Genomic DNA, 26,393 nt, shown 5'->3' on the forward strand with positions numbered 1-26,393 from the left:
TCGCCCACACGACGAGGACCTGCATGCGTTCCATGATCAGCGCCTGGCAGTCACCGGTTTCGCGCATGAAGCTGGTCGCCGGCCTTCTGTTGCTACTGGCCGCCCTGCTCTACATCGTCGCGACACGCTTCGAAGCCAGCCATCCGGCCTGGGGCTACGTCGCCTCGTTCGCCGAAGCCGCCATGATCGGCGCGATCGCCGACTGGTTCGCCGTCACCGCGCTGTTCCGCCACCCGCTGGGTCTGCCGATCCCGCACACGGCGATCATCCCGCGCAGCAAGGCACGCATCGGGCAGAACCTGTCGAGCTTCATCACCACGCATTTCCTCGCCACGCCATTGGTGCTGGCCAAGCTGCAGGAGCTCGATATCGCCTCGCGACTGGCCGGCTGGCTGCGGCACCCGAGCAATGCCGAGGCGGTCGGCCGCCGGCTCACCGGCGTTGCACATTTCGGCATCGCCGCGCTGCACGACGAACGCGTGCGCGCCTTCGTCGAGGCCAAGGTGACCACGCGGCTGCGCAAGTTCGATCTCTCCGCCCCGCTGGCCCAGGCCTTGCGCGTGCTGACCAGCCAGGGCCGGCATCAGGCGATGCTCGACGAGTTGCTGATCCGCCTCGATTCGATCATGCAGGATGAGGAAACCCGCGCGCTGGTCGCCGACGCCATCAGCCGGGAAATCCGCACCCTGCGCTATCTCGGCCTGAGCCGGCCGGTGAGCGGCTGGTCGGCGAACAAGTTCGTCGACGGCCTGTCAGCGCTGATCGCCGAGATCGCCGCCGACCCGGAGCACCTGATCCGCCAGCGCTTCGACGAACACGTCAGTGAATACATCGAGCGCCTGGAGCAGGACCCGCAATACGCCCTGGAGGTCGAGCGCATTCTCGCGCAGCTCTTGGAGCACCCCGCCACCAGCGCCTATTTCGGCAATCTCTGGCAGGAACTCACGGCCTGGCTGGAGAGCGACCTGGCCAGCGACGACTCACGCATCGGCCGACGCATCGTCAGCCTCTGTCGCGGCCTCGGCGACGGCCTCGCCGCTGACGATTCCATGCGCAACTGGATCAACGAGCAACTGCTGGCCGCCGCACCCGGCCTGCTGGAGCGCTACCGCGGGCAGATAGGCGCCTATATCGCGCAGCGAGTGGAAAACTGGGAAAGCCGTGAGCTGGTCGAGCAGTTGGAGCAGAGCGTCGGCAAGGATCTGCAATACATCCGTATCAATGGCACGCTGGTCGGCGGGCTGGTCGGTCTGGCGCTACACGTGCTGACGCAGCTGCTGGCCGGCTGAATGCCGCTCAGGCGCGGCGCTGGCGCTCGCTCAGTTCGCTGAGATTGACGGGGCTGCCGGGCGGCTCATCGCAGCGCAATGTCGCCGGGGCGCCGCTCAGGTACCACAGACGATTGGCCAGATCGTCGGCATCACGCGGATCGTGGGTCACGCAGATCATCGCCATGTCCGGGTGCCGATCCAGCAGGCGGGCGATCAGGCCGCGCAGTTCGGCGGCGCGCTCGGCATCCAGCGAGGCGAAGGGTTCGTCGAGCAGCAACAGATCCGGCTTGATCGCCAGGCAGCGCGCCAGTGCCGCCCTGCGCGCCATGCCCAGCGAGAGCTGATCCGGCAGGCTATCGGCCGCGCCACTCAGCCCGACCTCGGCCAGCAGCCGATCGATGTCCGCCGCGCTCGCGCCGACCAGCGCCAGGTTCTGTCGCACCGTGCGCCAGGGCAGCAGGCGATGCTCCTGAAACAGGTAGCCGACGCGCAAGCCGGCGCGCTGCTCGATCATCGGCCGCAGCTGCGGATCGAGCCCGGCGATGCCGTTGAGCAGCGTCGTCTTGCCGACACCGGACGGCCCGAGCAGACAGATGCGACCGCCTTCGCGCACCTGCGCAGCGATCACGCCCAGCACGGGATGACGGCCATCCAGGCGCAGCTCAAGCATGGCGTACACCCGCTTCGCGCCAGGACGATGCGCGACGCTCCAGCGGCTGCAACAGCGCCAGTTCGATCAGCTGGACCACGGCGATGAACGCCAGGCTGTAGGCGAGGATGCTCGCCACGTCGAACACCTGAAAGGCCATATGCAGCTGAAAGCCGATGCCATCCGAGCGACCGAGCAGCTCGACCACCAGCACGATCTTCCAGATCAGCGCCAGCCCGCCGCGAGTGGCGGCCATCAGGTAGGGAAACAGCTGCGGCAGCCAGACATGCCTGATCCGCTGCCAGCGGGTGAAGCGGTAGACCAGCGCCATCTGTTCCAGCTTGGGATCGATACTGCGTGCGCCCTCGCGCACGGTGACGGCCACGTTCGGCACCTTGTTGATCACCACCGCCAGTACCGCCGCGGCTTCCACCAGACCAAACCAGACGTAGAGCAGGATGATAGTGACCAGCGCCGGCAGGTTGAGAAACAGCACCAGCAGCGGATCGAGCACGGCATTGGCCAGCCGCGAGCGGCCCATCCACACGCCTAGCAGCGTGCCCAGCGCCATCGCCAGTACGAAGGCGAACAGCACGCGGCGTAGGGTTACCAGCAGATGTTCGGGCAGTTCACCGCTCTGCGTGGCCTGCCAGAAGGTGTCGAGCACGGCGGCCGGACTCGGCAGCAGCGGCGTCTGCACGACCAGCGCAATCAGCGTCCAGAGTGCCACCGCGCATGGCAGGGCGATCCAGCAGGCCCAGCGCGAGCCGTTCATGGCGTGCTCTGGAACGACGCGGCCGGCATCAGTTTCGCCGGATCGGCACCGGTGAGGATCAGCAGTCGCTGCAGGTCGGCGATACGCCGCTCATCCAGCGGCTGCGGGATGCCGGCGAGGAAACTGTCGCGCAGGGCGGCGAACACGCCATCCTCGTCGGCACGCATCAGCGGCCGCAGCGCCTGCCAGTGCGCGGGCTCGCTGGCGAGTTCGTGTTTGGTCTGGCCCAACGCCGTGGCGAAGCGCTGCAGCAGCGCCTCATGCTCGACGGCCCAGGATTCGGGAAACAGATAGCCGAGCACCGGCAGGTGGGGATCAAGCTCCAATGATCGGAGCAGATCATCGAGACTGAACGCCACCTGCACACCACCCTCGCCACGCATGCGCGCGGAGAAATGCCAGAAGGTCAGCAGCGCATCCACCTGACCGCGGCGCAGCGCCTGGCTGAGCAGTGGCGGTGCGGCGTACTGAACAGTTGCCTGTTTGGACAGATCGATTCCGTCCTGGGCCGCGGCATGCTGTAGCAACTGCCAGCCCAGCCCGTCCGGCCCGCCAGCGACACCGATGCGCTTGCCGCGCAGGTCGGCCAGCGTGCGGATGGCGCTGCCTTCGGGCACCAGCACCTCACCAATCTGGGAGGAGAAAGGTACGTAGCGATAAGCCGTGCCGGCCTGGTAACGCGCCTGCGCCCAGAGCAGATCGCTCACCGCACCGTCGACGCTACCGCTGGTCAATGCCAGTCGCGAGGCCGGCACATCGGCCACCAGTCGCACCTTCAGCTCGAAACCGTTGGCACGGTCCAGTCCCTGGCGCTTGAGATGCTCAAGCTCCCAGTGCGGCGTGCCGAACTGCAGCACGCTGAGGGTCAGCACCGGCAGCTCCTGCGCCTGTGCCCACAGGGGCAGCAATACAAGCGCCAACAGCGCACGGCGAGTGCGCAGAATGAACGGGGTGAGGAAGGGCAATGAAAGCATCATGCCCGCAGGGTACGAAGCCCCCAGGCGGGCACGAATTGTACTTTGGTGTCTGTTGGCTGCTGCGATGGTCGCAGCGGGCTTGACCCCGCCACTACATCGCAGCCTGGCTCAGCCCTGCGTGGCGATACGCTGCTGCAAGCGCGCCTGGAGCTGTTCCAGATCGGCCGGATCGGCCTTGCCGGCGGCATGAATGCCGAGCCCCTCGCCCGAGTAGCGCGGCACGATATGCACGTGGATGTGGAACACCGTCTGCCCCGCCGGCGCACCATTGAACTGCGCGACCTGCACGCCATCCGGCTGCAGCTCGTCGACGATCACACGGGTGAGCTTCTGCACCACGGCCATGACCTTGGCCAGCGCTTCGGTATCCACATCGAGGATGTTGCAGGCCGCCGAGCGCTTGGGAATCACCAGCGTGTGGCCGAAGGACTGCGGGAACAGGTCGAGGAAGGCCAGTACGTCGTCATCCTCGTAGAGTTTGTAGCAGGGCGCATCGCCGCGAATGATCTGGGCGAAGATGTTCTGCGGATCGTAGGGCGTGGTCAGGGACACCTGGAGTTCTCCGGCAAGTGGAAAAGGCAGACATTAGCATTCTCCGTGCGGCTGCGACCCGTGCAGCGATGCTTCGGAACGTTGCGGGCCTGGCCGCGCTCTCAAGCTCATCACCCCCGCGATCCGAGGTTATTCCGATGCACGTACGCGCCGTCGCCCCGATTGCTGCTGCAGTCGCGCTTTGCCTTTCATCGCTGTCCGCCATGGCCGCCGAAATCAAACCTGCCGAGCTGCTCGAACAGGCCAAGGCCGAACAGAGCGCCTATATCGAAACCGTGAAACAGCTGGTGGCGGTGGATACCGGCACCGGCCAGGCCGAGGGTCTGGCCACGGTCAGCCAGATGCTGGTCGAGCGCCTGCAGGCACTGGGTGCCGAGGTCAGCACCAGCCCGGCCGCGCCATCGGCCGGCGACAACATCGTCGGCACCCTCAAGGGCAGCGGCGGCAAGGACTTCCTGCTGATGGTGCATTACGACACGGTGTTCGCCGAAGGCACCGCCGCGGAGCGCCCGTTCCGCATGGACGAACAGCGCGCCTACGGCCCCGGCGTGGCCGATGCCAAGGGTGGCGTGGCGATGATTCTGCACGCGCTGGAGCTGCTCAAGGCGCAGCAGTTCGACGCCTACGGCACGATCACCGTGCTGTTCAACCCGGATGAGGAAATGGGCTCAGCCGGCTCGAAGAAGATCATCGCCGAGCTGGCCCGCAAGCATGATTACGTCTTCTCCTACGAGCCGCCGGATCGCGATGCGGTGACCACCGCCACCAATGGCATCAATGCGGTGATGCTGGAGGTGAAGGGCAAATCCTCCCACGCCGGTTCCGCACCTGAGGAAGGCCGCAACGCCGTGCTGGAACTGGCGCACCAGCTGGTGCAGCTCAAGGACCTGGGCAACCCGGACAAGGGCACCACGGTCAGCTGGACCATGATCGCCGGCGGTGAGAAGCGCAACATCATCCCGAACAAGGCGACTGCCGAGGCGGACATGCGCTACTCCGACATCAGCGAGACCGAACGCGTGCTCGCCGATGCGCAGAAGATCATCGAGAACAAGCTGATCGACGACACCCGCGTCGAGCTGCGCGTCGACAAGGGCCGCCCACCGCTGGCGAAAAACCCGGCATCGGAGCGCCTGGCCGAGACCGCGCAGCGCCTGTACGGCGAGATCGACCAGCGTATCGAGCCGATCGCCATGCGCTTCGGCACCGACGCCGGCTACGCCTACGTGCCGGACAGCGACAAGCCGGCCGTGCTGGAAACCATGGGTGTGGTCGGTGCCGGGCTGCACTCGGAAGACGAGTACATCGAGCTGTCGAGCATCGCGCCGCGGCTGTATCTGACGACGGCGATGATTCGCGCATTGTCCGCCGAAGACGCCGCACGCTGACACGCTATCCAGGCCCGAGCGGGGGGCGAAGGTCGCAGTAGGCGAAAGCCGGCGCTGCGGGTATCTTCGCCACCTCCCATTTCAGGACTGCCCGCTCGATGCTTCGCTTCGCCACCCTCTGCGCACTGGCGCTGTTCGCCTGCACTGCCCACGCCAAGGTCGAGGTGCTGCCGCTGGAACATGAAGATCAGGGCCTGGTGCTGGTCGCGCGCGTTACCGAACAGATTGCGCCGGGTGACTACGAGGCGCTGCTCAAGGGCATCATGGCCCACCCTGGCAAACACGCGCGCAAGCTGCTGATCCTCGACAACATCGGCGGCAGCGCAGCGGAAGCCATGCGCATGGGCTATCTGCTGCGCGAGACGGGCTTCGACGCCCTGGTGCCGGCGACCGCGGTCTGCCAGGGCAGCTGCATCTATCTGCTGGCGGCGGGACGGCAGCGCACCGTGCGCGGCTATGTCGGCCTGCATCGGCCCTACGTCGCCAATGGCGAGTCGGCGCAGTCCATCAGCCAGCGACCACACCGCGCACCACGCATCTACTTGCGGGACATGGGCGTCAATACGCGGCTGGCGGACGACATGCAGCTGATCGAACCGTGGCGCATGCGCGTGCTCACGCCAAAGGAGCTCGCGCGTTATCGGCTGCAATAGTGTGATTCGCAGGCTGCACTACTGCATTCCGGTCGTCGCGCTATCGCTCGGCCTGGCCCTCGGCATGATCGAGCCGGTTGGCGCGCTGGCCGTTCTGCTATTCGCTGGCTGGCTTGTCGCTCAGCCGCACATCCCCAACTCGCCGTGGCTGTTCGGTACGCTGCTCGGCGCCCTGTTGCTCGCCGCACATCTGCTGCCCGGCTTCAGCCCGCTGCCGCTCGGCCCACCGCAGGATCTGGGCGGTGCCTCGCCCTGGCAATTGCGCATCAGCCCGGACAAGGCAATGGTCGCGGCACTGCTGCTGGCCTGGTGGCTGGGCCAGCCACGAACGGATTGGCGCTCGATCAGACTCACCCTGCTTGCGTCAGGCGCCTGCCTGATTCTCGTCCCGCTGCTGGCGCTGGCCTCTGGCGTGCTGGGCTGGCAACCGAAAGGGCCGGCGCTGTTCCTGCCCTGGCTGCTGATCAACCTGGGCATCACCTGCCTGGCCGAAGAGCTGATCTTTCGCGGCCTGCTGCAGCGTGCACTAGTCGGGCGCTTCGGTGCGGTCGCCGGCATCGGCCTGGCGACCGCCCTGTTCGGCGCCGCGCACCTGCCGGCCGGCTTCGGTTTCGCCGGACTCGCCGCGCTGGCAGGTCTGGGCTACGGCCTGGCCTTCCATTACTCCAGTGATCGCCTGTGGGTCGCGGTGTTTCTGCACGGTGCGGTCAACAGCCTGCACCTGCTGTTGCTGACCTATCCCCTGCGCTAAGCAATATTTTTTCAACGACCTGTCGATTCCTCCGGCGCCCGTTCGACCAATGATCGGAGCCGGCGGAAATTGCCGTATGCCCGTCTAGGCTCTTTCCATTCCACTGAAGGAGTCCACCGATGCGTTTCATGGTGATGATCAAGGCCACCCCACAAACCGAAGCCGGCGAGATGCCCAGCGAGGACGTTCTCACGGCGATGGGCCGCTACAACGAAGAACTGGCCAATGCCGGCGTGCTGCTCGGCGGCGAGGGCCTGCAGCCAAGCCGCAAGGGCGCGCGCATCCGTTTCAACGACGGCCAGTGCAGCGTCACCGATGGCCCGTTCGCCGAAACCCGCGAGCTGATCGCCGGCTACTGGCTGTTCCAGACCGCCTCGTTGCAGGAGGCCGTCGACTGGGTCAAGCGTTGCCCGCAGTCGGCCATCGGCGATGCGGAAATCGAGATTCGCCAGATATTCGAAGCGGAAGATTTCGGCGCCGAGTTCACCCCCGAACTGCGCGAGCAGGAAGACCGCCTGCGCGCGCAACTCAATCAATGACAGCAAGGAGCAAGCAATGAAGATCACCACCTACCTCACCCTCGACGGCACCACCCGCGAAGCGTTCACCTTCTACAAGGATGTGCTGGGCGGCACGCTGGAAATGATGACCTTTGCCCAGGCGCCGGATGCCGAGCAGTTTCCCGCCGAGTACCGCGAGCGGATCATGCACGCCTGCCTGAACCTCGGCGATGGTGTGCTGATGGCCTCCGACTCCTTGCCCGACACCTGTGGTGGCGGGCCGTACGAAGGCATCAAGGGTTGCTCGGTTTCCCTGCATCCGAGCAGCGTTGACGAAAGCGAAAGGCTGTTCGCCGCACTGGCCGAGGGCGGCACGGTGATCATGCCGCTGGAGAAAACCTTCTGGGCCGAGCGTTTCGGCATGCTCACCGACCGCTTCGGCGTGTCGTGGATGGTTAACTGCGAGCAGGGCTGAAGCATTCAGCCCTTTTACGCCGGGGACTATCGTGGTTGATTCGCATCTGGAGAGGCAGCGACTTTTGTTATAACGTATCGTACCTTTCGGCGGGCGCAGCGAGTCTGCGCCTGCATTGCGATCATCCTGCTGTGAGCCGCTCATGCCCTCCCTCGATTTCACTCCGCCAGCCGCGGCGCGTCTGCAATCCATCGACGCGCTGCGCGGCCTGGTGATCCTGTTCATGCTGCTGGACCATGTCCGCGAAACCTTCCTGCTGCATATGCAGGTGTCCGACCCGATGGACGTGGCGGTCACCGAGCCGGCGTTGTTCTTCAGCCGCACCCTGGCGCATCTCTGCGCGCCGGTATTCATCTTCCTGACCGGCCTGTCGGCCTTTCTTTATGGCGAAAAGCACCAGGACCGCCGTGCAGTGTCGAGCTTTCTGCTCAAACGAGGGCTGTTTCTGGTGGCGCTCGAATTCACCCTGGTCAACTTCGCCTGGACGTTCCAGTTCCCGCCGCAGGTGATCTATCTGCAAGTGATCTGGGCGATCGGCCTGAGCATGCTGGCGCTCTCTGCACTGCTTTGGCTGCCGCGCCCTGCGCTGATCGTGCTGGGACTGGTGATCATTGGCGGCCACAACCTGCTCGACCCGCTGCAGTTCTCCGCAGACTCAACGTTGCATGTCCCCTGGGCCATCCTGCACGACCGCGGCTGGATCGAGGTTTCGGAAAACCTGCGGCTGCGCACTTCCTACCCGCTGCTGCCGTGGATCGGCGTGATCGCCCTTGGCTACGCTGTCGGGCCCTGGTTCGCCAGGAACGCCGACCCCGAGCGACGCCAGCGCTACCTGGGCGGCTGGGCTCAAGGAGCCCTGCTGACCTTCGTTCTGCTGCGGCTGATCAACAGCTACGGCGAGCAGCCCTGGGTCGTTGGCGAGGACGGCCTGCGTACGCTGATGAGCCTGCTCAACGTCACCAAGTACCCACCGTCGCTGCTGTTCCTGTGCCTGACGCTGGGTTGCAGCCTGCTGCTCCTGCGTTACTTCGAACGCAAGCAGGACCGCGCCTGGCTGCGACCGCTCAGCGTGTTCGGCGCGGCCCCGATGTTCTTCTACCTGCTGCACCTGTACGTGCTGAAGCTACTCTACATCGCCGCCGTGGCGATCTGGGGTCTGAACCGCGGCAATCACTTCGGCTTCGATGCGGTGTGGCCGCTGTGGCTGTGTACCCTGGCGCTGGCGGTGCTGCTGTTCCCGGCGGTGCGCTGGTTCGCCGAACTCAAGGCACGGCGCAGGGACATTGCCTGGCTGAAGTACCTCTGAAGCGGCCCTGCGACAGTGCGAGGTCCGCGGCGCTCGGCCAGCCAGCTGGTCAGGGCCGCGGCGTCGCAAAAATGCAATTGCAGCGGCGCCGGCAAAGGCTCAACCTTTCTCGGATCAGTTGAACGGCAGGAAGGAACGGCGGCGTGGATCTGTTATTTCTCGGCACTTCATCCGGCACCCCCACCCGCGCGCGCAATGTCACCGCCCTGGCCTTGCTGGAGGACACCGGCAAGAGCTGGTACCTGATTGACTGCGGCGAAGGCACCCAGCACCGGCTGTTGCGCACGCCGCTGTCTCTGCACGACCTGCGCGCCATCTGCATAACCCATGTACATGGCGACCACTGCTACGGCCTGCCCGGCCTGCTCGCCAGCGCCGGAATGATGGGACGCAAGGCCGCGCTGACGATCATCGCGCCGCAGGGCATCGAAACCTGGGTGCGCGCCACGCTGGAGATGAGCCAGAGCTGGCTGGGCTACGACCTCGACTTTCACGCGGTCGAATCGCTGGGCGAGTGGCGCAACCTGAACATGCGCATCGAGGCCACCGCCCTGTCCCACCGTGTGCCCTGCTACGGCTACAGCTTCACCGAGGCCCGGCCTGATCCGCGGCTGGACATCGACCGCCTCGAACGCGACGGCGTGCCCCGCGGGCCGCTCTGGGGCCAGCTGGCACGCGGCTTCGATGTCGAGCACGAAGGCCGGAAACTGCGCAGCGACGACTACCTGAGCTTCAGCCGTGCGCCGCAACGCATCGTCATCGGCGGCGACAATGATCGTCCCGAACTGCTTGCCGACGCCTGCCGCGGCGCCCAGTTGCTGGTGCACGAGGCGACCTACACCGAAGCGGTGGCCAACGACGCGCGCAATGACTTCGGCCACAGCACGGCGGCATCGGTGGCGCGCTTTGCGCAAACGGTCGGCCTGCCGAATCTTGTGCTGACCCACTTCAGCGCGCGCTATCAGAAGAACGCCGGGCGTGGTCACTCGATCGACGACCTGTGCGCCGAAGCCAGCGCCCTTTACGCCGGTAAGCTGCTGCTTGCAGAAGACTTCATGCGCCTGCACCTCGGCAAGGACGGCCAGCTGACGCCCGTCGAGCCACCTCGCCCACGCCCGCCGCGCTGAACCGTAAAGATCGTCTGCAAACGCAGCGCCTGCAGCCCGGCTGACTACACTGGCTGCTGCACCCGCTGTCAGCGCAAACACCCAGCATCGCTTTCGATACTCGACGGAGCCGCCGATGGAACGTCTTACCGCGAAAGACTTCGCCCCCGAACTGCTCGAGCTCTACGACTTCTACGTCCACGGCAAGCTCAGCCGCCGGGAATTCCTCGACCGCGCCGCGGCCTTCACGCTGTGCAGCACGGCCGCCGTGGCGGTGCTCGATGCGCTCACGCCCAACTATGCGTTGGCCCAGCAGGTCGCCTTCACCGATCCGGACATCATCGCCGAATACGTCAGCTACCCATCGCCCAACGGCCACGGTGAGGTGCGCGCCTACCTGGCCCGTCCGGCCAAGGCCGAGGGCAAGGTGCCAGGCATCGTTGTCGTCCACGAGAATCGCGGCCTCAACCCGTACATCGAAGACGTCGCACGGCGCGTGGCCAAGGCCGGTTTCGTCGCCCTCGCACCGGACGGGCTGAGTTCGGTCGGCGGCTATCCCGGCAACGACGACAAGGGCCGCGAACTGCAGGCCGCGGTCGATCCGCAGAAACTGATGAACGACTTTTTCGCCGCCATCGAATGGCTGATGGCCCACGAAGCCACCACCGAAAAGGTCGGTATCACCGGCTTCTGCTATGGCGGTGGCGTGGCCAATGCCGCCGCGGTGGCATACCCGGAACTGGCGGCGGCAGTGCCGTTCTATGGCCGTCAGGCCAATCCGGCGGATGTGGAGAAGATTCAGGCACCGTTGCTGTTCCAGTTCGCCGAACACGACGAGCGCGTCAATGAAACCTGGCCCGCCTATGAAGCCGCGCTCAAGGCGGCCGGCAAGCACTACGAGGCCTACATCTACCCGGGCACCCAGCATGGCTTTCACAACGACAGCACCCCGCGCTACGACGAGCAGGCGGCTGAGCTGGCCTGGCAACGCACCATCGCCTGGTTCCAGCGTTATCTGCGCTGATGTGCTCCTGCCGTAGCGGGCCATGCCGCCAGGCTCCAACCCTGCGCTGACCTGATTTGCCTCCAGAACGCCCGCGCGTTGTCCCGCGCATCAGTGCGGCTTTCGGCTGCATTGCCTGCCCGAAGGCTGCAGCATACTGTCGATACATCCGTCACTGCATGTTGACGTTTACGTAAAAGAACAGTACTGCTATGTGGTCCGCACCGCTCAGGAAAGCCCTCCATGACCACTAGCGCAACGCTCGGCAACGTCCCGGCAGACCTCTGGGTACAGAGCACGCATGGGCAGATGTTCGTCCGCAGCTGGTTCCCCGACGCCGGCGCGCTGCGCCCGAACTGCGCACCGATCCTGCTGCTGCACGAGTCGCTCGGCTGCATCGACCAATGGAAGGATTTCCCCGCCGCGCTCGCCCAGGCTACCGGCCGCACGGTGGTCGCCTATGACCGGCTGGGCTTCGGTCGCTCCGACCGCTTGACCGCTCCGCCTGCGCCGACCTTCGTCGAGGATGAAGCCGCGCATGGCTTCGCCCAAGTGCTGGACCATCTGGGTATCGAGCGTTTTGTGGTGGTCGGTCACAGCGTCGGCGGCAGCATGGCGGTGCATTGCGCCGCGCAATATCCCGCAGCCTGCCAGGCGATGATCACGATGTCGGCGGTCACCTTCGTCGAACCCCGCACGCTGGAAGGCATCCGCCAGGCCAGAAGCTGGTTCTCCGACCCCGCACAGCGCGAACGCCTGCGCCGCTACCACGGCGAGCGCAGCGACTGGGTACTCAGCGCGTGGATCGACACCTGGCTCGCGCCCGACTTCGCCTCCTGGACCCTCGCCCACGCCCTGCCTCGAGTCCGCTGCCCGGCACTGGCCATCCATGGCGACAACGACGAATTCGGCTCCGAACGCCACCCGCAACTGATCGCCCGGCACGCCGGCGGCCATGTCGAACAGGCGCTGCTGCCCGACGTCGGCCACGTGCCGCATCGCGAGCAGCCGGACGTAGTGCTGGAGCGGGTTGGACGGTTCTTGCGGGCGATCGGCTAAGGCCTTGCCTGGCGTTTCTCTCGGCGACAGGGCCTTCGGAAGGGCGGCGTTGCAGGAGGCGTCATTAACGGCGGATGGTCAGCCCGATTACCCGCGAGACGACCAGGGCGATGTACATCAGCCCTGCAATTTCCTCGAGCATGACCAGCGCCCGCGCCACAGGCCGCAGCGGCAGGATGTCACCGAGGCCAACACCGGAGAGTACGGTGACACTGAGAAACAGCAGTTCCATCCACGAGCGAGGCTCATCCGGCTGCAGGATAGCGACGAAACTGCCCGGGGCAACGAGCTGGCAGGCCGCATAGGCGTAGGCGAACGCCCACGCCAGCAGCGTGAAGGTGGCACCGACGGCAAACAGTTCGTCCGTCGTCGTGCGCTGGTCTTCCATCATGTAGCCGATCAGGCCAGCCGCCGCGTAGAAGTAGAACATCGACTCGGTCACGACCAACGCCAGGTGCAGGCCGGGCATGGCTGTCAGTTCGACGGCAAGCGTCAGTCCGAGGATCGCAGCGGCCATCAGGAACGCCAGCGAATGCAGCGTCGGGCTCCGGTTGACGATGCGCAACGCCAGGACCAGCACTACAACGCCGAATGCACCAAAGGCAGCGCGGCCGAGCGGGGTGTTTTCCATGAAGGGGTACAGCAGGATGCCGAGCAGCTGGACAAACAGCAGCGCTGCCGAGGGATAACGCACGAGGTAGGTCAGCATTGATTGCCCATCGATGTATCAGCCAGCTCAGATGTAGCGGGAGCGGAACGCGCGGCAGGGCACTGAAAGTGCCCTTAGCCCTTGAACCCCTTCGCCACCAGATAGACCTCACGCGATCGCGGGCGCGATGCTTCCGGTTTGCGGATCGACACCTTCTCGAACGAGCTGCGCACATCCTTGAGGAAGTCGTCCGAGCCTTCGCCCTGGAAGACCTTGACCACATAGTTGCCGCCGGGCTTGAGCACCTGGCGAACCATGTCGAGGGTCAGCTCGACCAGGTACATCGAAGCGGCCTGGTCAGCGGCGGCGACGCCACTGATGTTCGGCGCGATGTCGGAGACGATCAGATCGGGCTGCCGGCCGTCGAGCATGTCGAGGATCTGCTGAAAAACGGCATCCTCGGTGAAGTCGCCCTGCACGAAGTCGACGTTATCCAGCCCGCCCATCGGCAGAATGTCGGTCGCCAGCACCCTGCCCTTTTCACCGACGATACCGCCGGCCACCTGCGACCAGCCACCGGGAGCGGAGCCGAGGTCCATGACCAGCATGCCGGGGCGTATCAACTTGTCCTTCTCGTTCAGCTCGATCAGCTTGTAGCTGGAGCGCGAGCGCAAGCCGTCCTTCTGGGCGCGTTTGACGAAGGGATCGTTGACGTGTTCATCCAGCCAACGACGGCTGCTTTTGGATCGTTTCATGATAGAGCCAACCACGGAGAATCAAGGTAAGACGCGGACCAACAGGCGCAGCAAGGCACAACCATTGGACGCAAAGTGGCCGCGATTATAAGCCGATAATGCCGCCCCGCGGGCGCTGGTCGCAGCACACAGGCCGTGGAAGGCCATCAGCGCAGCCTGACAGGCACGAGCGGCGACGGGTACAATCCGCGCCCTACTCCCCGCCCCTTCTTCTTCCTCTGCCGGAGTCACCGGCCAGGATTACCGTCATGATTCGCATCAACGAGCTGTCCCTGCCCCTCGATCATTCCGCCGATGAGCTGCGCCAGGCCATCGTCAAACGCCTGAACATCAGCGACGCCGATCTGCTGAATTTCACCGTATTCAAGCGCAGCTACGATGCGCGCAAGAAGAACAGCGTCATTCTGTTCATCTACATCATCGATCTGGAGGCCCGCGACGAGGCGGCGATCCTGGCGCGTTTTGCCGATGACCACAACGTGCGTCCAGCGCCAGACACCAATTACTACCCGGTAGGCCAGGCGCCAGCCAATCTGAGCGAGCGACCGCTGGTGGTGGGCTTCGGCCCCTGCGGACTGTTCGCCGCGCTGCTGCTCGCACAGATGGGCTTCAAGCCCATCGTGCTGGAGCGCGGCAAGGATGTGCGCAGCCGTACCAAGGACACCTGGGCACTGTGGCGCAAGAAGGTCCTGACGCCGGAATCCAACGTGCAGTTCGGCGAGGGCGGCGCCGGGCTGTTCTCCGACGGCAAGCTCTACAGCCAGATCAAGGACCCCAAGTTCTACGCGCGCAAGGTTGTGCACGAGTTCGTTCGTGCCGGCGCACCGGCCGAGATCATGTATGTGAGCAAGCCGCACATCGGCACCTTCCGGCTCACCGGTGTGGTCTCGACCATGCGCGAGGAAATCATCGCCCTCGGCGGCGAAGTGCGCTTCGAGAGCAAAGTGACCGATCTCGTGATCAACGATGGCCAGCTCGAAGGCGTGGTGCTGGCCAGCGGCGAGACGATCAAGAGTCGCCATGTGGTGCTGGCGCTGGGGCACAGCTCCCGCGATACCGTGCGCATGCTGCATCGCCAGGGCGTGTTCATCGAGGCCAAGCCGTTTGCCATCGGTTTCCGCATCGAACACCCGCAGGGCATGATCGACCAAGCCCGGCTGGGCAAGTACGCCGGCCATCCGGAGCTGGGTGCTGCGGACTACAAGCTGGTGTACCACGCCAAGAACGGCCGTGCGGTCTACAGCTTCTGCATGTGCCCGGGCGGCACCGTGGTGGCCGCCACGTCCGAGCCGGGCCGCGTGGTGACCAACGGCATGAGCCAGTACTCGCGCAACGAACGCAATGCCAATGCCGGCATCGTCGTAGGCATCAACCCTGAGCAGGATTTCCCCGGCGACCCGCTGGCCGGCGTGGAGCTGCAGGAGCGCCTGGAATCGCGCGCTTATGAGCTGGGTGGCAGCGATTACTGCGCACCCGCGCAATTGGTCGGCGACTTCATTCGCGGCGTGCCGTCTACCGCGTTCGGCGAGGTCGAGCCCTCCTACAAACCGGGCGTGCGCCTGGGCGATCTGGCGCCGTCGCTGCCCGAGTATGCAATCGAGGCCATCCGCGAAGCGCTGCCGGCGTTCGGCAAGCAGATCCGCGGGTTCGATCGTGCTGATGCGGTGCTTACCGGCATCGAAACCCGCACCTCGTCGCCGGTGCGCATCACCCGTGACAACGAGACGTTGCAAAGCCTCAACCTGCGCGGCCTGTATCCGGCCGGCGAAGGCGCGGGTTACGCCGGTGGCATCCTTTCGGCAGGCGTGGATGGCATCAAGGTCGCCGAGGCGCTGGCCAAGTCAATGCTGGCTGAAGTGGAACACACCGAAGTGCAGAGCAACTGAGCGCCGCCCTGATGAAACTCGACGACATCAAGAAGCTGCACCAGAAAAAGTACCGGGCCGAGTTCGGGCATTTTCTGGTGGAGGGCGAGCATCTGGTGCTGGAGCTGCAGAAGGCGGGCTTGCATAACCCACTGCTGCAACGCAGCGAGCTGTATGTGACCAGCGCCTACGAGCACTGGCAAAGCCCGTTCAAGACCCACCTGATCAGCGATCGCCAGATGGCGCAGATCGCCGATACCAAAACCCCCCAAGGCATCGTTGCGCTGGTGCCGATGCCAGCGACAGGCGCGCCGGTTGCTGCGCCCCTCGCGGGCGAGCGCGCCATCTACCTGCATGAAATCCAGGACCCGGGCAACCTCGGCACCATCCTGCGCACGCTGGCGTGGTTCGGTGGTTTCCGCTGCCTGCTCAGCCCCGGCAGCGTCGACCCGTACAACCCAAAGGTCGTGCGTTCGAGCATGGGCGCTATCTTTCATGCGCCGATGGAGCTGGATGTTGGACTGGATTCGTTGCACACCCGCTTCGAGCGCATCGCCTGCCTGGATATGAGCGGCGAGTCGGTGCGATCGGCGAGTTTCCGCGCCTTCGATTGCTACCTGTTCGGCAACGAAGCCCGCGGCGTGCCACGCGAACAGCTGGCCTCACTCAAAGCCCAGCCATTCACGATTCCCGGGTGTGGCGCCATCGAATCGCTGAATCTGGCGGCAACAGTCAACATGTGCGCGTACGAATTGAGCAGATAGCCGCTGCTTGAGGTGGGCTGCACTATGCAGCCTGCTCGCCGCCCAGAGGTATGCGCACCGTGAACGTGGTGCCGCTACCGGCCATCGACTCAAACTCGATACTGCCGTGGTGAGCATCGACTATGGCAGATGCGATATACAGTCCAAGGCCGAGCCCCGCACCCGCACCGTACTCGGCGTTACCGCTCTGGATGTGACGCACCATCGGATTGAAGAGGCTGCTTTTTGCCGATTCGGCAATGGGCCGGCCGACGTTGTGAACCGTCAGCGCGGCGATCCCCTCATCGCTTTTCAGGCTGACCGTAATCGGTGTCCCCGCCTCGCCATGCTCGACGGCGTTGCCAATCAGGTTGGCAATCACCTGCTCCATTCGCGATTTATCGAACTGCCCAGGAAGGCTCGGCTCCGACTGCAGGACGATCTGTCGGTCGGGGTTGAACGCCCTCGCCTCTTCAACCATGCCTTCACACGCGTGCGCCAGATCTTCGCTGTCCATGCGCACCGGAATGCCTACGCCTGAGTGCGTGCGGGTAAAGTCCAACAGGTCGCCGACGATCTTGATCGAGCGTTTCACGCTCGTATAGATACGCGACACGTTTATGGTCGGCTTTGGAGGCAGATCCCCTGTGCGTAACAGTACGTCAGCACTCAGCAATATGGCGCCGAGGGGGCTTCGCAGGTCGTGGCCCAATATGCCGAGAAAGACATTTCGCGCGGCATCCACGGCGTCCGCATAGCAGACCACAGACTCGGCGAGGGCCTGATCGATCGCTTCATTGAAGCGGATGATGTCCGAAATCTCGTGCTCTTTCGACGTTGCATCGGACGACATCCACAGGACCAGCACACTGGTGCGCAATGCCCGGTACTCGGCAATGACCTGCGCGATCGTGAAGCCCGAGGAGTAGCGGATGTCGGCGTGGGTTTCCGCGGGAGTGGCATCTCGTGACGGCGACGCCTTCCCATGGGATTTGGCGATCCGCGCCTTCACTGATTGGGCCGTGCGCAGATCGGCGGCGATCGCCAGCAACATCTGCTCCGCATGGTCCCGCAACGCCACCGAATCCATGCCGTTGGCGGCGGGTGTCATCGTCTTGGCGAAGTCTTCCCACTGCTGAAGGACGGGTTCGATGTTTTCCAGAATGAAATCGGCCAAGCGCATGGTTTGCTCCTCGTGACTGAAACGGATGGTTGTAGCGACGACAGGTGTGTCAGTGAGGAGCGGAAGCCGAGACTACAGGGAAGCAGCGCCAGCAGTAGTAACTTTTAGCCGGCCGGTTTGCGTGAACGCGCTTGCTCATATCGGGCTACCAGCATTCGCGGATAACAGCCGAAAAATAAAGCTGCCCTTTGCGCGAGTTAACAGTTTTGCGCTTGTCGCGGTGCCGGTCGATGACAGCCCTACGAGCCCCACGCATCATGCTCGCTCGACGTCGTGCCGCAGGGCCCTCGCATGCAACCTACCCTTTCTGATTCATTGCTGGACTACGCCGGGCAAAGCTCGCCAGGCCGCAGGCGCAGCCATAATGAAGATGCACTGCTCTGCGCGCCGGAGCTGGGGCTCTGGGCCATCGCCGACGGCATGGGTGGGCATCAATGCGGGGAGGTTGCAAGCAGCCTGGCACTGTCTGCACTGCAGCAGGCGATCGAGGGCGGCGATTCGCTGCAGACAGCGGTTCAGCACGCCAACCAGGCAGTACTTGACGCGGCTGTGGACGACGGCATGGGCACCACGCTGGTCGCAGCACATTTCAAGGGTGCCGACTTCGAACTCACCTGGGTCGGCGACAGCCGCGCCTATCTGGTCACCTCCAACGGTATCGAGCAGCTTACGCGGGACCATAGCTGGGTGCAGATGATGATCGACGCCGGGGAGCTGAAGCCGGCCGAGGCTCAAGGCCACGCCTGGCGCAACATCATCCTGCGCTGCCTGGGACGCGAGGCGCCGCTGGAAGTCGGTGCCCACAGCGCCACCCTCAAGCCCGGCGAGCTGCTGCTGCTATGCAGTGACGGCCTGACCAACGAGCTGACCGACGCGCAGATCCATGCCAGCTGCACCTTTGCCGATACCCTCGAGAACCTGGTGGAACAGCTGATCGACCAGGCCAATGAACACGGCGGCCGCGACAACATCTCCTGCATCGTGATCGGCCGCACCGCCCCCCTCCCGGCGGCCGAGTCCCGCGGGCGGCGCTTCATCAACATGCTGTTAAAACCCCTCAAGTCGTAAGCAAGCGCGAGTTTCTACAATGCATCGGATGCTGGAAATACCGGGCTATCGCCTGCACAAGCGGCTCGGAAAAGGCGGAATGGCCGAGGTCTATCTGGCCACCCAGCTGTCGCTGGATCGCGAGGTGGCCGTCAAGGTGCTGTTGCGCACGGAAGATGCAGCGTTCACCGAGCGCTTCATCCAGGAAGGCCATATCGTCGCCTCGCTGCGCCACCCGGCCATCATCACCATCCACGACATCGGCCAGATCGCCGATGGCCGGCACTACCTGGCCATGGAGTACCTCGGCGGGGGCGACCTGGCGCAACACCGCGGCATCGTCTTCTCACCATCGCGCGCGCTGGACATCATCCGTCAGCTGGCCGGCGGCCTGGCGGTGGTGCACGACGGCGGGCTAGTCCATAGAGACGTGAAGCCAGCCAATATCCTCTTCCGTGACGACGGCAGCGTGGTGCTCACCGACTTCGGCGTAGCCAAGGCCGTAGAGCTGGATAACGAGCTCACCCACTTCGGCATCGCCGTCGGCAGCCCTGCCTACAGCAGCCCGGAGCAGGCGCAGTGCCAGCCACTCGATGCCCGCAGCGACATCTACAGCCTCGGCGTGATACTCGCCGAGATGCTCACCGGGACCAACCCGTTCCGCGCCAGCAGCTATCCGCAAACCGTGCTCAATCACCTGCAGATGCCCTTGCCGCAACTGCCGCCGGCGCTCGCGCCCTACCAGCCACTGCTCGACCGCATGCTGGCCAAGCAGCCGGATGAGCGCTTCGGCAATTGCCGTGAGCTGCTGGCGGCCATCGACACGCTCACCGAGCCGGACATGGACCAGACCCGCATCGCACCGGCGGCATTCATCGAGGCGCCGACCAGACGCCGCCGTCGCCGTCGTGGCATCGGCCGCTGGGCGGTGATCGGCGCGGCGCTGATCGTGACAGTCGCCGCATTGGCCGCCGGCGGCTACCAGTGGCTGCAATACAGCCGCATCAACGACTACCTCACGCGCGCAGAGGCACGCCTGGATGAGGGGCAACTGACTGCACCGGCGTTCGACAATGCCGACTACTACTACCGCCAGGCCCTGCGCCTGGATTCGGACAATGTCGAGGCCCTCGACGGCATACGCCGCGTGCTCGATGCACGCATCGCCCAGGCACTGGAACTGGCGGCGCAACGGCTGGCAAACGATCAGTTGCTGCAACCCGCCGAAGACAGCGCGGTGCACTACTACCAGCAGGTGCTGGGCTGGTTGCCTGAAAACGAGGTGGCCCGCAACGGCCTGGTGCAGGTCAGCAAGCGGTATGTCGAGCTAGCCGAAGCAGCCTACAGGCGCCGCGAGTTCGCCCTGGCGCTGGAGTACATCCAGCAGGGGCTGGAAGCCACCCCGGACTATGCGCCCCTGCTCGCGCTGCACGACGCGCATGCTCAGCGGGTTGCCAAGGCCCGGGCGCCGCGCCCGGTGAAACGCACAACGGCCAGCACCTCACGCGCCGCGCCGTCCAACACGCAGACCTCGCAAGCGCCAGCCAACCCGGTCAAGCGCCTGTGGAACCGGATATTCAACCAATAATTCGCCGAGTGCCGTTCGGCTCAGACCGTCGCCCGCTCCGCTAAAAGGTACCGCGCCATGCTCAGGATCCACTTCGCTGACAATCGCCAGAGTCCGGTCTGGCTTGCCGATGAACGCTTCACCCTCGGTTCGGACCGCAGCAACAAGCTGGTGGCCAACGACGCCGGGGTCGCGCCATTTCACGCCGAACTGCTGCTGGAAAACCGCTTCTATTACCTCACCGACCTCGGCACGCCTGGCGGCACCTACGTCAATGACGAGAAGGTCGGCGAGCGCTACCAGATTCGTTCCGGCGACCGCCTGCGCCTGGGCGCGCTGGAACTGCAGATCGTCGATCCGGCCAAGGCCGGCACCAAGCTGGCGAGCGCTCCGCGCTGGCTGTTGCAGGTGGTCAAGGGCGAGAACCAGGGCCACAAGTACCACATCACTGGCTCGATGACCTTCGGCCGCTCGGTCAAATGCGAACTCTGCTTCAGCGATGCGGAACTGTCCCGCCGCCACGCCGAGTTCTACCTCAAGGGCGATGTGCTGGAAGTGAAGGACCTGGCCTCAGCCAACGGCCTGCTGGTGAACCGCGAGAAGGTCACGACCGCTGTGCTGCAGCCGGGAGACCAGATCCAGCTGGGCAATACCACACTGCTGGTGATCGGGCCCAAGGTCAGCACCCCGGAAGTCGTCGACGAAGACGCTACCGTATTCGTCCGCGCCACCGACCTGCCCGCCACGGTTGCCCCCCAGCCGAAACCTTCCCGCCCCCGCCCTGCCACGCCGAACCCGCTGCACGCGGCGGCACCTGTTGCCGCCGCTCCTGCTCGTGAGCCAGGTAAATCCGCATGGCGCCTTGGCATGCTGCTCGGCGCGCTGGGGCTGGCCATTGTCGCCGGGCTGGTTGCACAGCAGATGATCTAGCAACTAACAGGCTTGAGCGGCGGCCATGCAGTGCCGCTTTCTGCCCTAGCAGCCGGCGCCTGCCCGATGAAACCTCGGCAGCTGATCAATCACTACCGAACGCTACCCTCGCCCCTGACGCAGCGCCCGCAATCCTTCGAGGACCAACACCACAATCGCCGCCCAGATCGCCCCGTAGGTCAGCCACTGGTCCGGCGCGATGCTCTCGCCAAGCAGCAGCGCCACGACCACCAACAGTACCGGCTCGACATAGCTGAGCAGGCCGAACAGGGTCAGGCTGAGGTACTTACTGGCATTGATCATCAGCCCCAGCGCCAGCGCGCTGAGCGCGCCCAGGCCGGCGATCAGCAATGGCAGGCGGGGATTGCCGGCAAGCAGGTTCAACGTGTCACCGCTGCCGAGGACGAACAGCGCAGCAACCGGCAGGCTGATGACCAGGTCGACCCAGAGCCCGCCAAGACTGGCGGTGCCGAGCTTGCGGCGCAGAACGAAGTAGCACGGGTAGCCCAGGGCAACGGCGAGTACCGGCCATGACAGTGACGAAGCCAGTAGCAGCTGGTTGCCCACGCCCACAGCCGCCAGCAGACAGGCCAGGCGTTGCAAGCGACTGATCGTTTCGCCGAAAACCAGGCGCCCGGTAAGTACCAGTGTCAGCGGCAGCAGAAAGTAGCCGAGCGAAACGTCCAGCCCGTGGCCGTTGATCGGCGCCCACATGAACAGCCACAGCTGCAAACCGACCAGCGCCGAAGACAGCGGCAGCGCTAGCCACAGTCGCGCCTCTGCCGGTACGCGCACAAGGATCTCGCGGACCTCGCCCCAGCGACCGATGGCGAGCAGTAGCAACGCCAGGCAGGGTGCGGTGAGCAGAATGCGCCAGCCGTAGATCTGCTGGCCACTCAGCGGCTCGAGCAGCGACGTGTAGTAATACAGCGTTGCGAAGAGCGTCGATGCGGCGAGCGAGCCGGCGACGCCCGCCAGCCTGTTGCGAGTTTCCATGGGCTTCCTGCGATTGACGATTCGTGCCAGCCCCGACCTCAGGGCTCGACCTGGCTCCACTGCTTGTTCAGGCGCTTGTCCGAAACCGCCATCCTGGTGCCAAGCTGCTGTGCCCAGAGCGAGACGCGATATTCCTCGAGCATCCAGCGATACAGCGCCAGCTCGGCATCGCGCTTGCCTTCCTGCAGGTGCTTCTTCAGGCGTGTCTGGTACTGCTCCCAGTAGCCGGCCAGCTCGCCGGACCAGACGCGATCACGCTGCAGCTGCGCACCGATCTTCTCGAAGCGTTGCTCGATGGCCTTGAGGTAGCGCGGGTACTCCTTCAGCCACTCGGCAGGCGTTTCGCGAACAAAGCCCGGATAGACCAGGTTGCCCAGCTGCGCCTTGATGTCGTTGAGCGCCACCGCCTGGGCCAAGTCGATCTTGCCCTTGAAGCGCTTCTGCAGGCCGTGCCAGTACTTGAGTATTTCCAGTGTCAGGCGCGCCAGGCGTTCGGCATGCGCGGTCCAGTCGCCGCGCTTGCGTTCGGCCAGTGACGCCAGGGCGGCGCCGTCACGCGGTAGCTGGGCTTCGCCGTCGAGGATGCAGCTGTCGAGGCTGGCCAGCAGGATGTCCTCGACCAACGCATCGACCTTGCCCATGTCACGGTAGAGCAGGCCCAGTTCGGTGAGCCCCGGCAGCTTGTTGCGCAGGTACTTGGCCGGCTCCGCCAGCTGCTGCAACAACAGGCGCTGCAGGGCGCGGCGGTGCTGCCACTCGGCCTCGGCCTGGGTCGGGAAACGCCCTTCCTTGACCACCCCTGCCTCTTCCACCAGCGCCGGGTAGACGGTCATCGACAGCCCGGCCATCTTCGCCTGGGCCTTTTCTGCGACCTGGGCAAAACCCTTGGCTTCGACCGGCTTCTGTTCGGCCTTCTGCTGCTGCGGCGCCAGGGCGGCCTGGCTGGCCTCGGCGAAGCGCGCGGTGAGTTCAGCCAGATCACGCCCCTCACCGAGGAACTTACCGCGGGCGTCGACCACCTCGATGTTCATCTTCAGATGGCTTTCCAGACCGGCTGCCGCCTCGGCCCAGGCGTCGTCCGATACGCGTGCACCAGTCATGCGCAGCAGTTCACGTCCCAGCGCCTCCGGCAGCGCGCCTTCACCGAAGGTGATCTTGGCCAGCGCGGCGCCGACGAAATCCGGCACCGGCACGAAGTTCTTGCGCAGTGCCTTGGGCAGGTTGCGCACCAGCGCCACCGCCTTCGTTTCCAGCAGCCCCGGTACCAGCCAGTCGAGCCGCTCGCTGCGCAATTGCGGCAACAGCGGCGCCGGCACGTGCAAGGTCACGCCATCGCGCGGGTGGTTGGGCTCGAAATGGTATTCCAGCGGCAGCTGCAGCTCGCCGATACTCAGGTGGTCCGGGTACTGCGCGGCGGTGACTTCGCTGGCCTCGCGGGCGAGCACGTCTTCCTCGCGCATGATCAGCAGCTGCGGGTCTTTCTGGCTTTCGCGCTTGTACCAGTTCTCGAAGCTGGCGGTCTGGTAGATGTCCGCCGGCAGCCGCGCAGCGTAGTAGTCGAACAGGGTTTCCTCATCGGCGAGGATGTCGCGGCGGCGCGCCTTGGCTTCCAGCTCGTCGAGACGCTCGAGCAGCTCGCGATTGGCGCTGAGGGCGCGGGCGCGGCTGTGCATCTCGCCGCGCACCAGCCCTTCGCGGATGAACAGCTCTCGCGCTGCTGGCGGATCAATGGGGCCGTAATGCACCGGTCGGCGGCCGACGACGATCATGCCGTAGAGCGTCACCTGCTCGTAGGCCACCACCTGGCCGCGCTTCTTCCCCCAGTGCGGCTCGAAGTGATTCTTCTTGATCAGGTGGCCGGCCAGCGGTTCGATCCAGTCGGGCTCGATCTTGGCGACCATGCGCGCGAACAGCTTGGTGGTTTCCACCAGCTCGGCGGCCATCAGCCAGTTGGGCTTCTTGCGCCCGATCACACTGGAGGGATGCACCCAGAAGCGCCGCTGGCGCGCGCCGAGGAAGTCGCCCTCCTCGGTCTTGTTGCCGATCTGGCTGAGCAGGCCGGCGAGGATCGCCTTGTGCACCGCCGCGTAGCCCTTGGCCTTCTGCGCCTCATCGCTGGCTTCGGCCTGCTGGCGGAGGATGACGTTGACCTTGGTGTCCTTGGTTGGTGTGGGTTGGGCGCTGGCCCCGGCCGGACGCGTGGAAGAGGCTTCGCCGTCTTCCACCCTACGTGCCTTATCGGCACGCGGTGTTTGGCCGGAGCCATCCACCGACCTGCCCGAACCAAGCTTGAGTTCTCGGGCAATCAGGGTCAGCTGGCGATGCGCGTCACGCCACTCGCGCAGACGCAGATAGTTGAGGAAATTCTTCCGGCACCAGCTGCGCAGCGGGTTGGAGCCCAGCTCCTGGCGCTTTTCCTCAAAACCGCGCCAAATATTGATCAGCGCGGCGAAGTCCGAGTCGGGGTCCTTCCACTGCGCATGGGCCTGATCGGCGGCCTGCTGGCGGTCGGCCGGACGTTCGCGCACGTCCTGCACTGAGAGTGCGCTGGCGACAATAAGCACCTCGGCCAGGCTGCCCTGCTGTGCGGCTTCGAGAAGCATGCGACCCAGTCGCGGGTCGATCGGCAGGCGTGCCAGCTGGCGGCCCATTGGGGTCAGCTGATTCTCGCGGTTGACCGCCGAAAGTTCCTGCAAGAGGTTGAAGCCATCGCTGATGGCCTTGCCATCCGGCGGCTCGATAAAGGGGAAATCCTGGATGTCGCCCAGGCGCAGATGCAGCATCTGCAGGATCACCGCGGCGAGGTTGGTGCGCAGGATCTCCGGATCGGTGAATTCGGGCCGGCCGAGGAAGTCTTCCTCGCTGTACAGCCGAATGCAGATACCCGGCTCGACCCGCCCGCAGCGCCCCTTGCGTTGGTTGGCGCTGGCCTGGGACACCGCCTCGATCGGCAGGCGCTGAACCTTGGCGCGGTAGCTATAGCGGCTGATGCGCGCAGTACCGGAATCGATCACGTAGCGGATACCGGGCACGGTCAGCGAGGTCTCGGCGACGTTGGTGGCCAGCACGATCTTGCGCCCCGGTCGCGGCTGGAAGATTTTCTGTTGCTCGGCCGGCGTCAGCCGCGCATAAAGCGGCAGCACCTCGGTGAACTTCAAGTTGGCCTTGCGCAGCACCTCGGCCGCGTCGCGAATCTCGCGTTCGCCGGGCAGGAACACCAGCACGTCGCCGGGGCGCTTGCCGACGCTCTGCTCGTGGGTCGTAATTTCATCCAGCGCGGCGAGGATGCCCTGGTCGACGGTCAGGTCGTCCTCGACCCGGTTGCCGTCCTCGTCGATCTCAGCCGCCAGTGGCCGATACCAGGTTTCCACCGGGTAGGTACGCCCGGACACCTCGACGATGGGCGCACCGTCGAAGTGCTCGCTAAAACGCTGCAGATCGATGGTCGCCGAGGTGATGATGACCTTCAGATCCGGCCGGCGCGGCAGCAGGGTCTTGAGAAAACCGAGCAGGAAGTCGATGTTCAGCGAACGCTCGTGGGCCTCGTCGACGATGATCGTGTCGTAACGCTCGAGGAAGCGGTCGTGCTGCGTCTCGGCCAGCAGGATGCCATCGGTCATCAGCTTGATCAGCGAGCTGTCCTTGCTCTGATCCTCGAAACGCACCTGATAACCCACAAGTTCACCGAGTGGCGTGCCGATTTCCTCTGCCACCCGCGTGGCGACGCTGCGCGCTGCGAGCCGGCGCGGCTGGGTATGGCCGATCAGCCCGTGTACGCCACGGCCGATTTCCAGACAGATTTTCGGCAGCTGAGTGGTCTTGCCGGAGCCGGTCTCACCGGCAATCACCAGCACCTGGTGCTTTTCCAGCGCGGCCTTGATCTCGTCGCGCTTGGCGGCGATTGGCAGGCTATCGTCGTAGCGAATGCGCGGCACACTCTGCCTGCGCGCCTCGACCTTGGCGGCGGACGCCTGAAAACGCTCCAGCCACTGGGCCAGTTTGGCCTCATCCGGCTGTTTTCTCAGCTCGTGCAGCTGCCGGCGCAGGCGGTGGCGATCAGCGAACAGGGCCTGGTCGAGATTCTTCAGCAGGGTATCGATAGCGAGCGTTGCGTCGGTCATGGACAGCCGTGGGGCAATTCGAGAAGGCGCGATTGTCGCAGATTTGCCCGGCCGGCCGAAGGGAAAGGGTTT

24 protein-coding genes are annotated in these 26,393 nt (G+C 65.0%); 15 read left to right on the forward strand and 9 right to left on the reverse strand.

Annotated features, from left to right (window positions below):
• The first annotated feature begins 23 nt into the window (after positions 1 to 23).
• A complete protein-coding gene (locus F753_RS30525; RefSeq protein ID WP_023444446.1) occupies positions 24 to 1,289 on the forward strand; it encodes a DUF445 domain-containing protein in 1,266 nt (421 codons plus the stop codon).
• A 7-nt stretch (positions 1,290 to 1,296) separates the two neighbouring features.
• On the opposite strand, the gene F753_RS30530 is transcribed toward F753_RS30525, so the two are convergent.
• From F753_RS30530 to F753_RS30545, 4 genes are all read right to left on the reverse strand, one after another.
• On the reverse strand, positions 1,297 to 1,941 hold the full coding sequence (locus F753_RS30530) for an ABC transporter ATP-binding protein (protein ID WP_031297323.1): 645 nt from the start codon (positions 1,939 to 1,941) through the stop codon (positions 1,297 to 1,299).
• Positions 1,934 to 2,695 (reverse strand): ABC transporter permease, encoded by a 762-nt coding sequence (locus tag F753_RS30535; RefSeq protein WP_023444448.1) that lies wholly within the window; start codon positions 2,693 to 2,695, stop codon positions 1,934 to 1,936. Before F753_RS30535 ends, F753_RS30530 begins: the two co-directional genes overlap by 8 nt.
• Positions 2,692 to 3,669: an ABC transporter substrate-binding protein gene (locus F753_RS30540; RefSeq protein WP_156924025.1), complete on the reverse strand. Its 978-nt coding sequence runs from the start codon at positions 3,667 to 3,669 to the stop codon at positions 2,692 to 2,694. Before F753_RS30540 ends, F753_RS30535 begins: the two co-directional genes overlap by 4 nt.
• Positions 3,670 to 3,780: 111 nt before the next feature.
• Positions 3,781 to 4,224 (reverse strand): HIT family protein, encoded by a 444-nt coding sequence (locus tag F753_RS30545; protein WP_023444450.1) that lies wholly within the window; start codon positions 4,222 to 4,224, stop codon positions 3,781 to 3,783.
• 137 nt (positions 4,225 to 4,361) lie between these two features.
• On the opposite strand from F753_RS30545, the gene F753_RS30550 reads away from it, so the two are divergent.
• The 9 genes from F753_RS30550 to F753_RS30590 all read left to right on the forward strand — a co-directional run bounded on the left by F753_RS30550 (position 4,362) and on the right by F753_RS30590 (position 12,465).
• Positions 4,362 to 5,612: a M20/M25/M40 family metallo-hydrolase gene (locus F753_RS30550; RefSeq protein WP_031297325.1), complete on the forward strand. Its 1,251-nt coding sequence runs from the start codon at positions 4,362 to 4,364 to the stop codon at positions 5,610 to 5,612.
• Between the two features lie 98 nt (positions 5,613 to 5,710).
• Positions 5,711 to 6,265 (forward strand): COG3904 family protein, encoded by a 555-nt coding sequence (locus F753_RS30555; protein WP_023444452.1) that lies wholly within the window; start codon positions 5,711 to 5,713, stop codon positions 6,263 to 6,265.
• A gap of 1 nt (position 6,266) precedes the next feature.
• Positions 6,267 to 7,016, forward strand: coding sequence for a CPBP family intramembrane glutamic endopeptidase (locus F753_RS30560; RefSeq protein WP_023444453.1), 750 nt, complete (start codon positions 6,267 to 6,269; stop codon positions 7,014 to 7,016).
• A 119-nt stretch (positions 7,017 to 7,135) separates the two neighbouring features.
• Entirely contained in the window at positions 7,136 to 7,555 is a 420-nt protein-coding gene (locus F753_RS30565) for a YciI family protein (RefSeq protein ID WP_023444454.1), read from the forward strand.
• A gap of 16 nt (positions 7,556 to 7,571) precedes the next feature.
• Positions 7,572 to 7,991: a VOC family protein gene (locus F753_RS30570; protein WP_014821169.1), complete on the forward strand. Its 420-nt coding sequence runs from the start codon at positions 7,572 to 7,574 to the stop codon at positions 7,989 to 7,991.
• Positions 7,992 to 8,133: 142 nt separating this feature from the next.
• A complete protein-coding gene (locus tag F753_RS30575) occupies positions 8,134 to 9,297 on the forward strand; it encodes an acetyltransferase domain-containing protein (RefSeq protein WP_023444455.1) in 1,164 nt (387 codons plus the stop codon).
• Between the two features lie 143 nt (positions 9,298 to 9,440).
• Complete coding sequence (locus tag F753_RS30580; RefSeq protein ID WP_014821171.1) at positions 9,441 to 10,424, forward strand: ribonuclease Z; 984 nt, start codon at positions 9,441 to 9,443, stop codon at positions 10,422 to 10,424.
• Between the two features lie 115 nt (positions 10,425 to 10,539).
• Complete coding sequence (gene yghX, locus F753_RS30585) at positions 10,540 to 11,427, forward strand: YghX family hydrolase (protein WP_023444456.1); 888 nt, start codon at positions 10,540 to 10,542, stop codon at positions 11,425 to 11,427.
• Positions 11,428 to 11,649: 222 nt separating this feature from the next.
• Positions 11,650 to 12,465: an alpha/beta fold hydrolase gene (locus tag F753_RS30590; RefSeq protein ID WP_023444457.1), complete on the forward strand. Its 816-nt coding sequence runs from the start codon at positions 11,650 to 11,652 to the stop codon at positions 12,463 to 12,465.
• A 64-nt stretch (positions 12,466 to 12,529) separates the two neighbouring features.
• On the opposite strand, the gene F753_RS30595 is transcribed toward F753_RS30590, so the two are convergent.
• Both F753_RS30595 and rlmE read right to left on the reverse strand, forming a co-directional pair.
• Complete coding sequence (locus F753_RS30595; RefSeq protein ID WP_023444458.1) at positions 12,530 to 13,174, reverse strand: ion channel; 645 nt, start codon at positions 13,172 to 13,174, stop codon at positions 12,530 to 12,532.
• 74 nt (positions 13,175 to 13,248) lie between these two features.
• Positions 13,249 to 13,869 (reverse strand): 23S rRNA (uridine(2552)-2'-O)-methyltransferase RlmE, encoded by a 621-nt coding sequence (rlmE, locus tag F753_RS30600; RefSeq protein ID WP_003300908.1) that lies wholly within the window; start codon positions 13,867 to 13,869, stop codon positions 13,249 to 13,251.
• Positions 13,870 to 14,117: 248 nt separating this feature from the next.
• Between rlmE and F753_RS30605 the strand changes: the two genes are divergently transcribed.
• On the forward strand, positions 14,118 to 15,755 hold the full coding sequence (locus tag F753_RS30605) for an NAD(P)/FAD-dependent oxidoreductase (RefSeq protein WP_023444459.1): 1,638 nt from the start codon (positions 14,118 to 14,120) through the stop codon (positions 15,753 to 15,755).
• Positions 15,756 to 15,766: 11 nt separating this feature from the next.
• Positions 15,767 to 16,498: a TrmH family RNA methyltransferase gene (locus F753_RS30610; protein ID WP_023444460.1), complete on the forward strand. Its 732-nt coding sequence runs from the start codon at positions 15,767 to 15,769 to the stop codon at positions 16,496 to 16,498.
• A 22-nt stretch (positions 16,499 to 16,520) separates the two neighbouring features.
• Here the strand turns inward: F753_RS30610 and F753_RS30615 are convergent, their stop codons facing one another.
• Positions 16,521 to 17,660 carry a sensor histidine kinase gene (locus F753_RS30615; protein ID WP_023444461.1) on the reverse strand — a complete coding sequence of 380 codons (1,140 nt, stop codon included), beginning with the start codon at positions 17,658 to 17,660 and terminating at the stop codon, positions 16,521 to 16,523.
• A 291-nt stretch (positions 17,661 to 17,951) separates the two neighbouring features.
• Between F753_RS30615 and F753_RS30620 the strand changes: the two genes are divergently transcribed.
• From F753_RS30620 to F753_RS30630, 3 genes are read left to right on the forward strand one after another with little or no spacing between them, the layout of a single operon-like run.
• Positions 17,952 to 18,728: a PP2C family protein-serine/threonine phosphatase gene (locus F753_RS30620; RefSeq protein ID WP_031297326.1), complete on the forward strand. Its 777-nt coding sequence runs from the start codon at positions 17,952 to 17,954 to the stop codon at positions 18,726 to 18,728.
• A 19-nt stretch (positions 18,729 to 18,747) separates the two neighbouring features.
• Positions 18,748 to 20,295: a serine/threonine-protein kinase gene (locus tag F753_RS30625; RefSeq protein ID WP_031297327.1), complete on the forward strand. Its 1,548-nt coding sequence runs from the start codon at positions 18,748 to 18,750 to the stop codon at positions 20,293 to 20,295.
• 57 nt (positions 20,296 to 20,352) lie between these two features.
• A complete protein-coding gene (locus F753_RS30630; protein WP_023444464.1) occupies positions 20,353 to 21,204 on the forward strand; it encodes an FHA domain-containing protein in 852 nt (283 codons plus the stop codon).
• 102 nt (positions 21,205 to 21,306) lie between these two features.
• On the opposite strand, the gene rarD is transcribed toward F753_RS30630, so the two are convergent.
• Positions 21,307 to 22,200, reverse strand: coding sequence for an EamA family transporter RarD (rarD, locus tag F753_RS30635; RefSeq protein ID WP_023444465.1), 894 nt, complete (start codon positions 22,198 to 22,200; stop codon positions 21,307 to 21,309).
• Between the two features lie 38 nt (positions 22,201 to 22,238).
• Positions 22,239 to 26,321, reverse strand: coding sequence for an ATP-dependent RNA helicase HrpA (gene hrpA, locus F753_RS30640; RefSeq protein WP_023444466.1), 4,083 nt, complete (start codon positions 26,319 to 26,321; stop codon positions 22,239 to 22,241).
• Positions 26,322 to 26,393: the final 72 nt, after the last annotated feature.

The organism is Stutzerimonas chloritidismutans AW-1 (assembly GCF_000495915.1).
GTDB lineage: Bacteria > Pseudomonadota > Gammaproteobacteria > Pseudomonadales > Pseudomonadaceae > Stutzerimonas > Stutzerimonas chloritidismutans.

Coding starts and splice junctions, on each gene's coding strand:
- F753_RS30535 (WP_023444448.1), bottom strand. CDS start 2,695: ATGAACGGCTCGCGCTGGGCCTGCTGGATCGCCCTGCCATGCGCGGTG.
- F753_RS30615 (WP_023444461.1), bottom strand. CDS start 17,660: ATGCGCTTGGCCGATTTCATTCTGGAAAACATCGAACCCGTCCTTCAG.
- F753_RS30555 (WP_023444452.1), top strand. CDS start 5,711: ATGCTTCGCTTCGCCACCCTCTGCGCACTGGCGCTGTTCGCCTGCACT.
- F753_RS30605 (WP_023444459.1), top strand. CDS start 14,118: ATGATTCGCATCAACGAGCTGTCCCTGCCCCTCGATCATTCCGCCGAT.
- F753_RS30630 (WP_023444464.1), top strand. CDS start 20,353: ATGCTCAGGATCCACTTCGCTGACAATCGCCAGAGTCCGGTCTGGCTT.
- F753_RS30525 (WP_023444446.1), top strand. CDS start 24: ATGCGTTCCATGATCAGCGCCTGGCAGTCACCGGTTTCGCGCATGAAG.
- rlmE (WP_003300908.1), bottom strand. CDS start 13,869: ATGAAACGATCCAAAAGCAGCCGTCGTTGGCTGGATGAACACGTCAAC.
- rarD (WP_023444465.1), bottom strand. CDS start 22,200: ATGGAAACTCGCAACAGGCTGGCGGGCGTCGCCGGCTCGCTCGCCGCA.
- hrpA (WP_023444466.1), bottom strand. CDS start 26,321: ATGACCGACGCAACGCTCGCTATCGATACCCTGCTGAAGAATCTCGAC.
- F753_RS30540 (WP_156924025.1), bottom strand. CDS start 3,669: ATGCTTTCATTGCCCTTCCTCACCCCGTTCATTCTGCGCACTCGCCGT.
- F753_RS30530 (WP_031297323.1), bottom strand. CDS start 1,941: ATGCTTGAGCTGCGCCTGGATGGCCGTCATCCCGTGCTGGGCGTGATC.
- F753_RS30565 (WP_023444454.1), top strand. CDS start 7,136: ATGCGTTTCATGGTGATGATCAAGGCCACCCCACAAACCGAAGCCGGC.
- F753_RS30595 (WP_023444458.1), bottom strand. CDS start 13,174: ATGCTGACCTACCTCGTGCGTTATCCCTCGGCAGCGCTGCTGTTTGTC.
- F753_RS30625 (WP_031297327.1), top strand. CDS start 18,748: ATGCATCGGATGCTGGAAATACCGGGCTATCGCCTGCACAAGCGGCTC.
- F753_RS30620 (WP_031297326.1), top strand. CDS start 17,952: ATGCAACCTACCCTTTCTGATTCATTGCTGGACTACGCCGGGCAAAGC.
- F753_RS30550 (WP_031297325.1), top strand. CDS start 4,362: ATGCACGTACGCGCCGTCGCCCCGATTGCTGCTGCAGTCGCGCTTTGC.
- F753_RS30590 (WP_023444457.1), top strand. CDS start 11,650: ATGACCACTAGCGCAACGCTCGGCAACGTCCCGGCAGACCTCTGGGTA.
- F753_RS30575 (WP_023444455.1), top strand. CDS start 8,134: ATGCCCTCCCTCGATTTCACTCCGCCAGCCGCGGCGCGTCTGCAATCC.
- F753_RS30570 (WP_014821169.1), top strand. CDS start 7,572: ATGAAGATCACCACCTACCTCACCCTCGACGGCACCACCCGCGAAGCG.
- F753_RS30610 (WP_023444460.1), top strand. CDS start 15,767: ATGAAACTCGACGACATCAAGAAGCTGCACCAGAAAAAGTACCGGGCC.
- yghX (WP_023444456.1), top strand. CDS start 10,540: ATGGAACGTCTTACCGCGAAAGACTTCGCCCCCGAACTGCTCGAGCTC.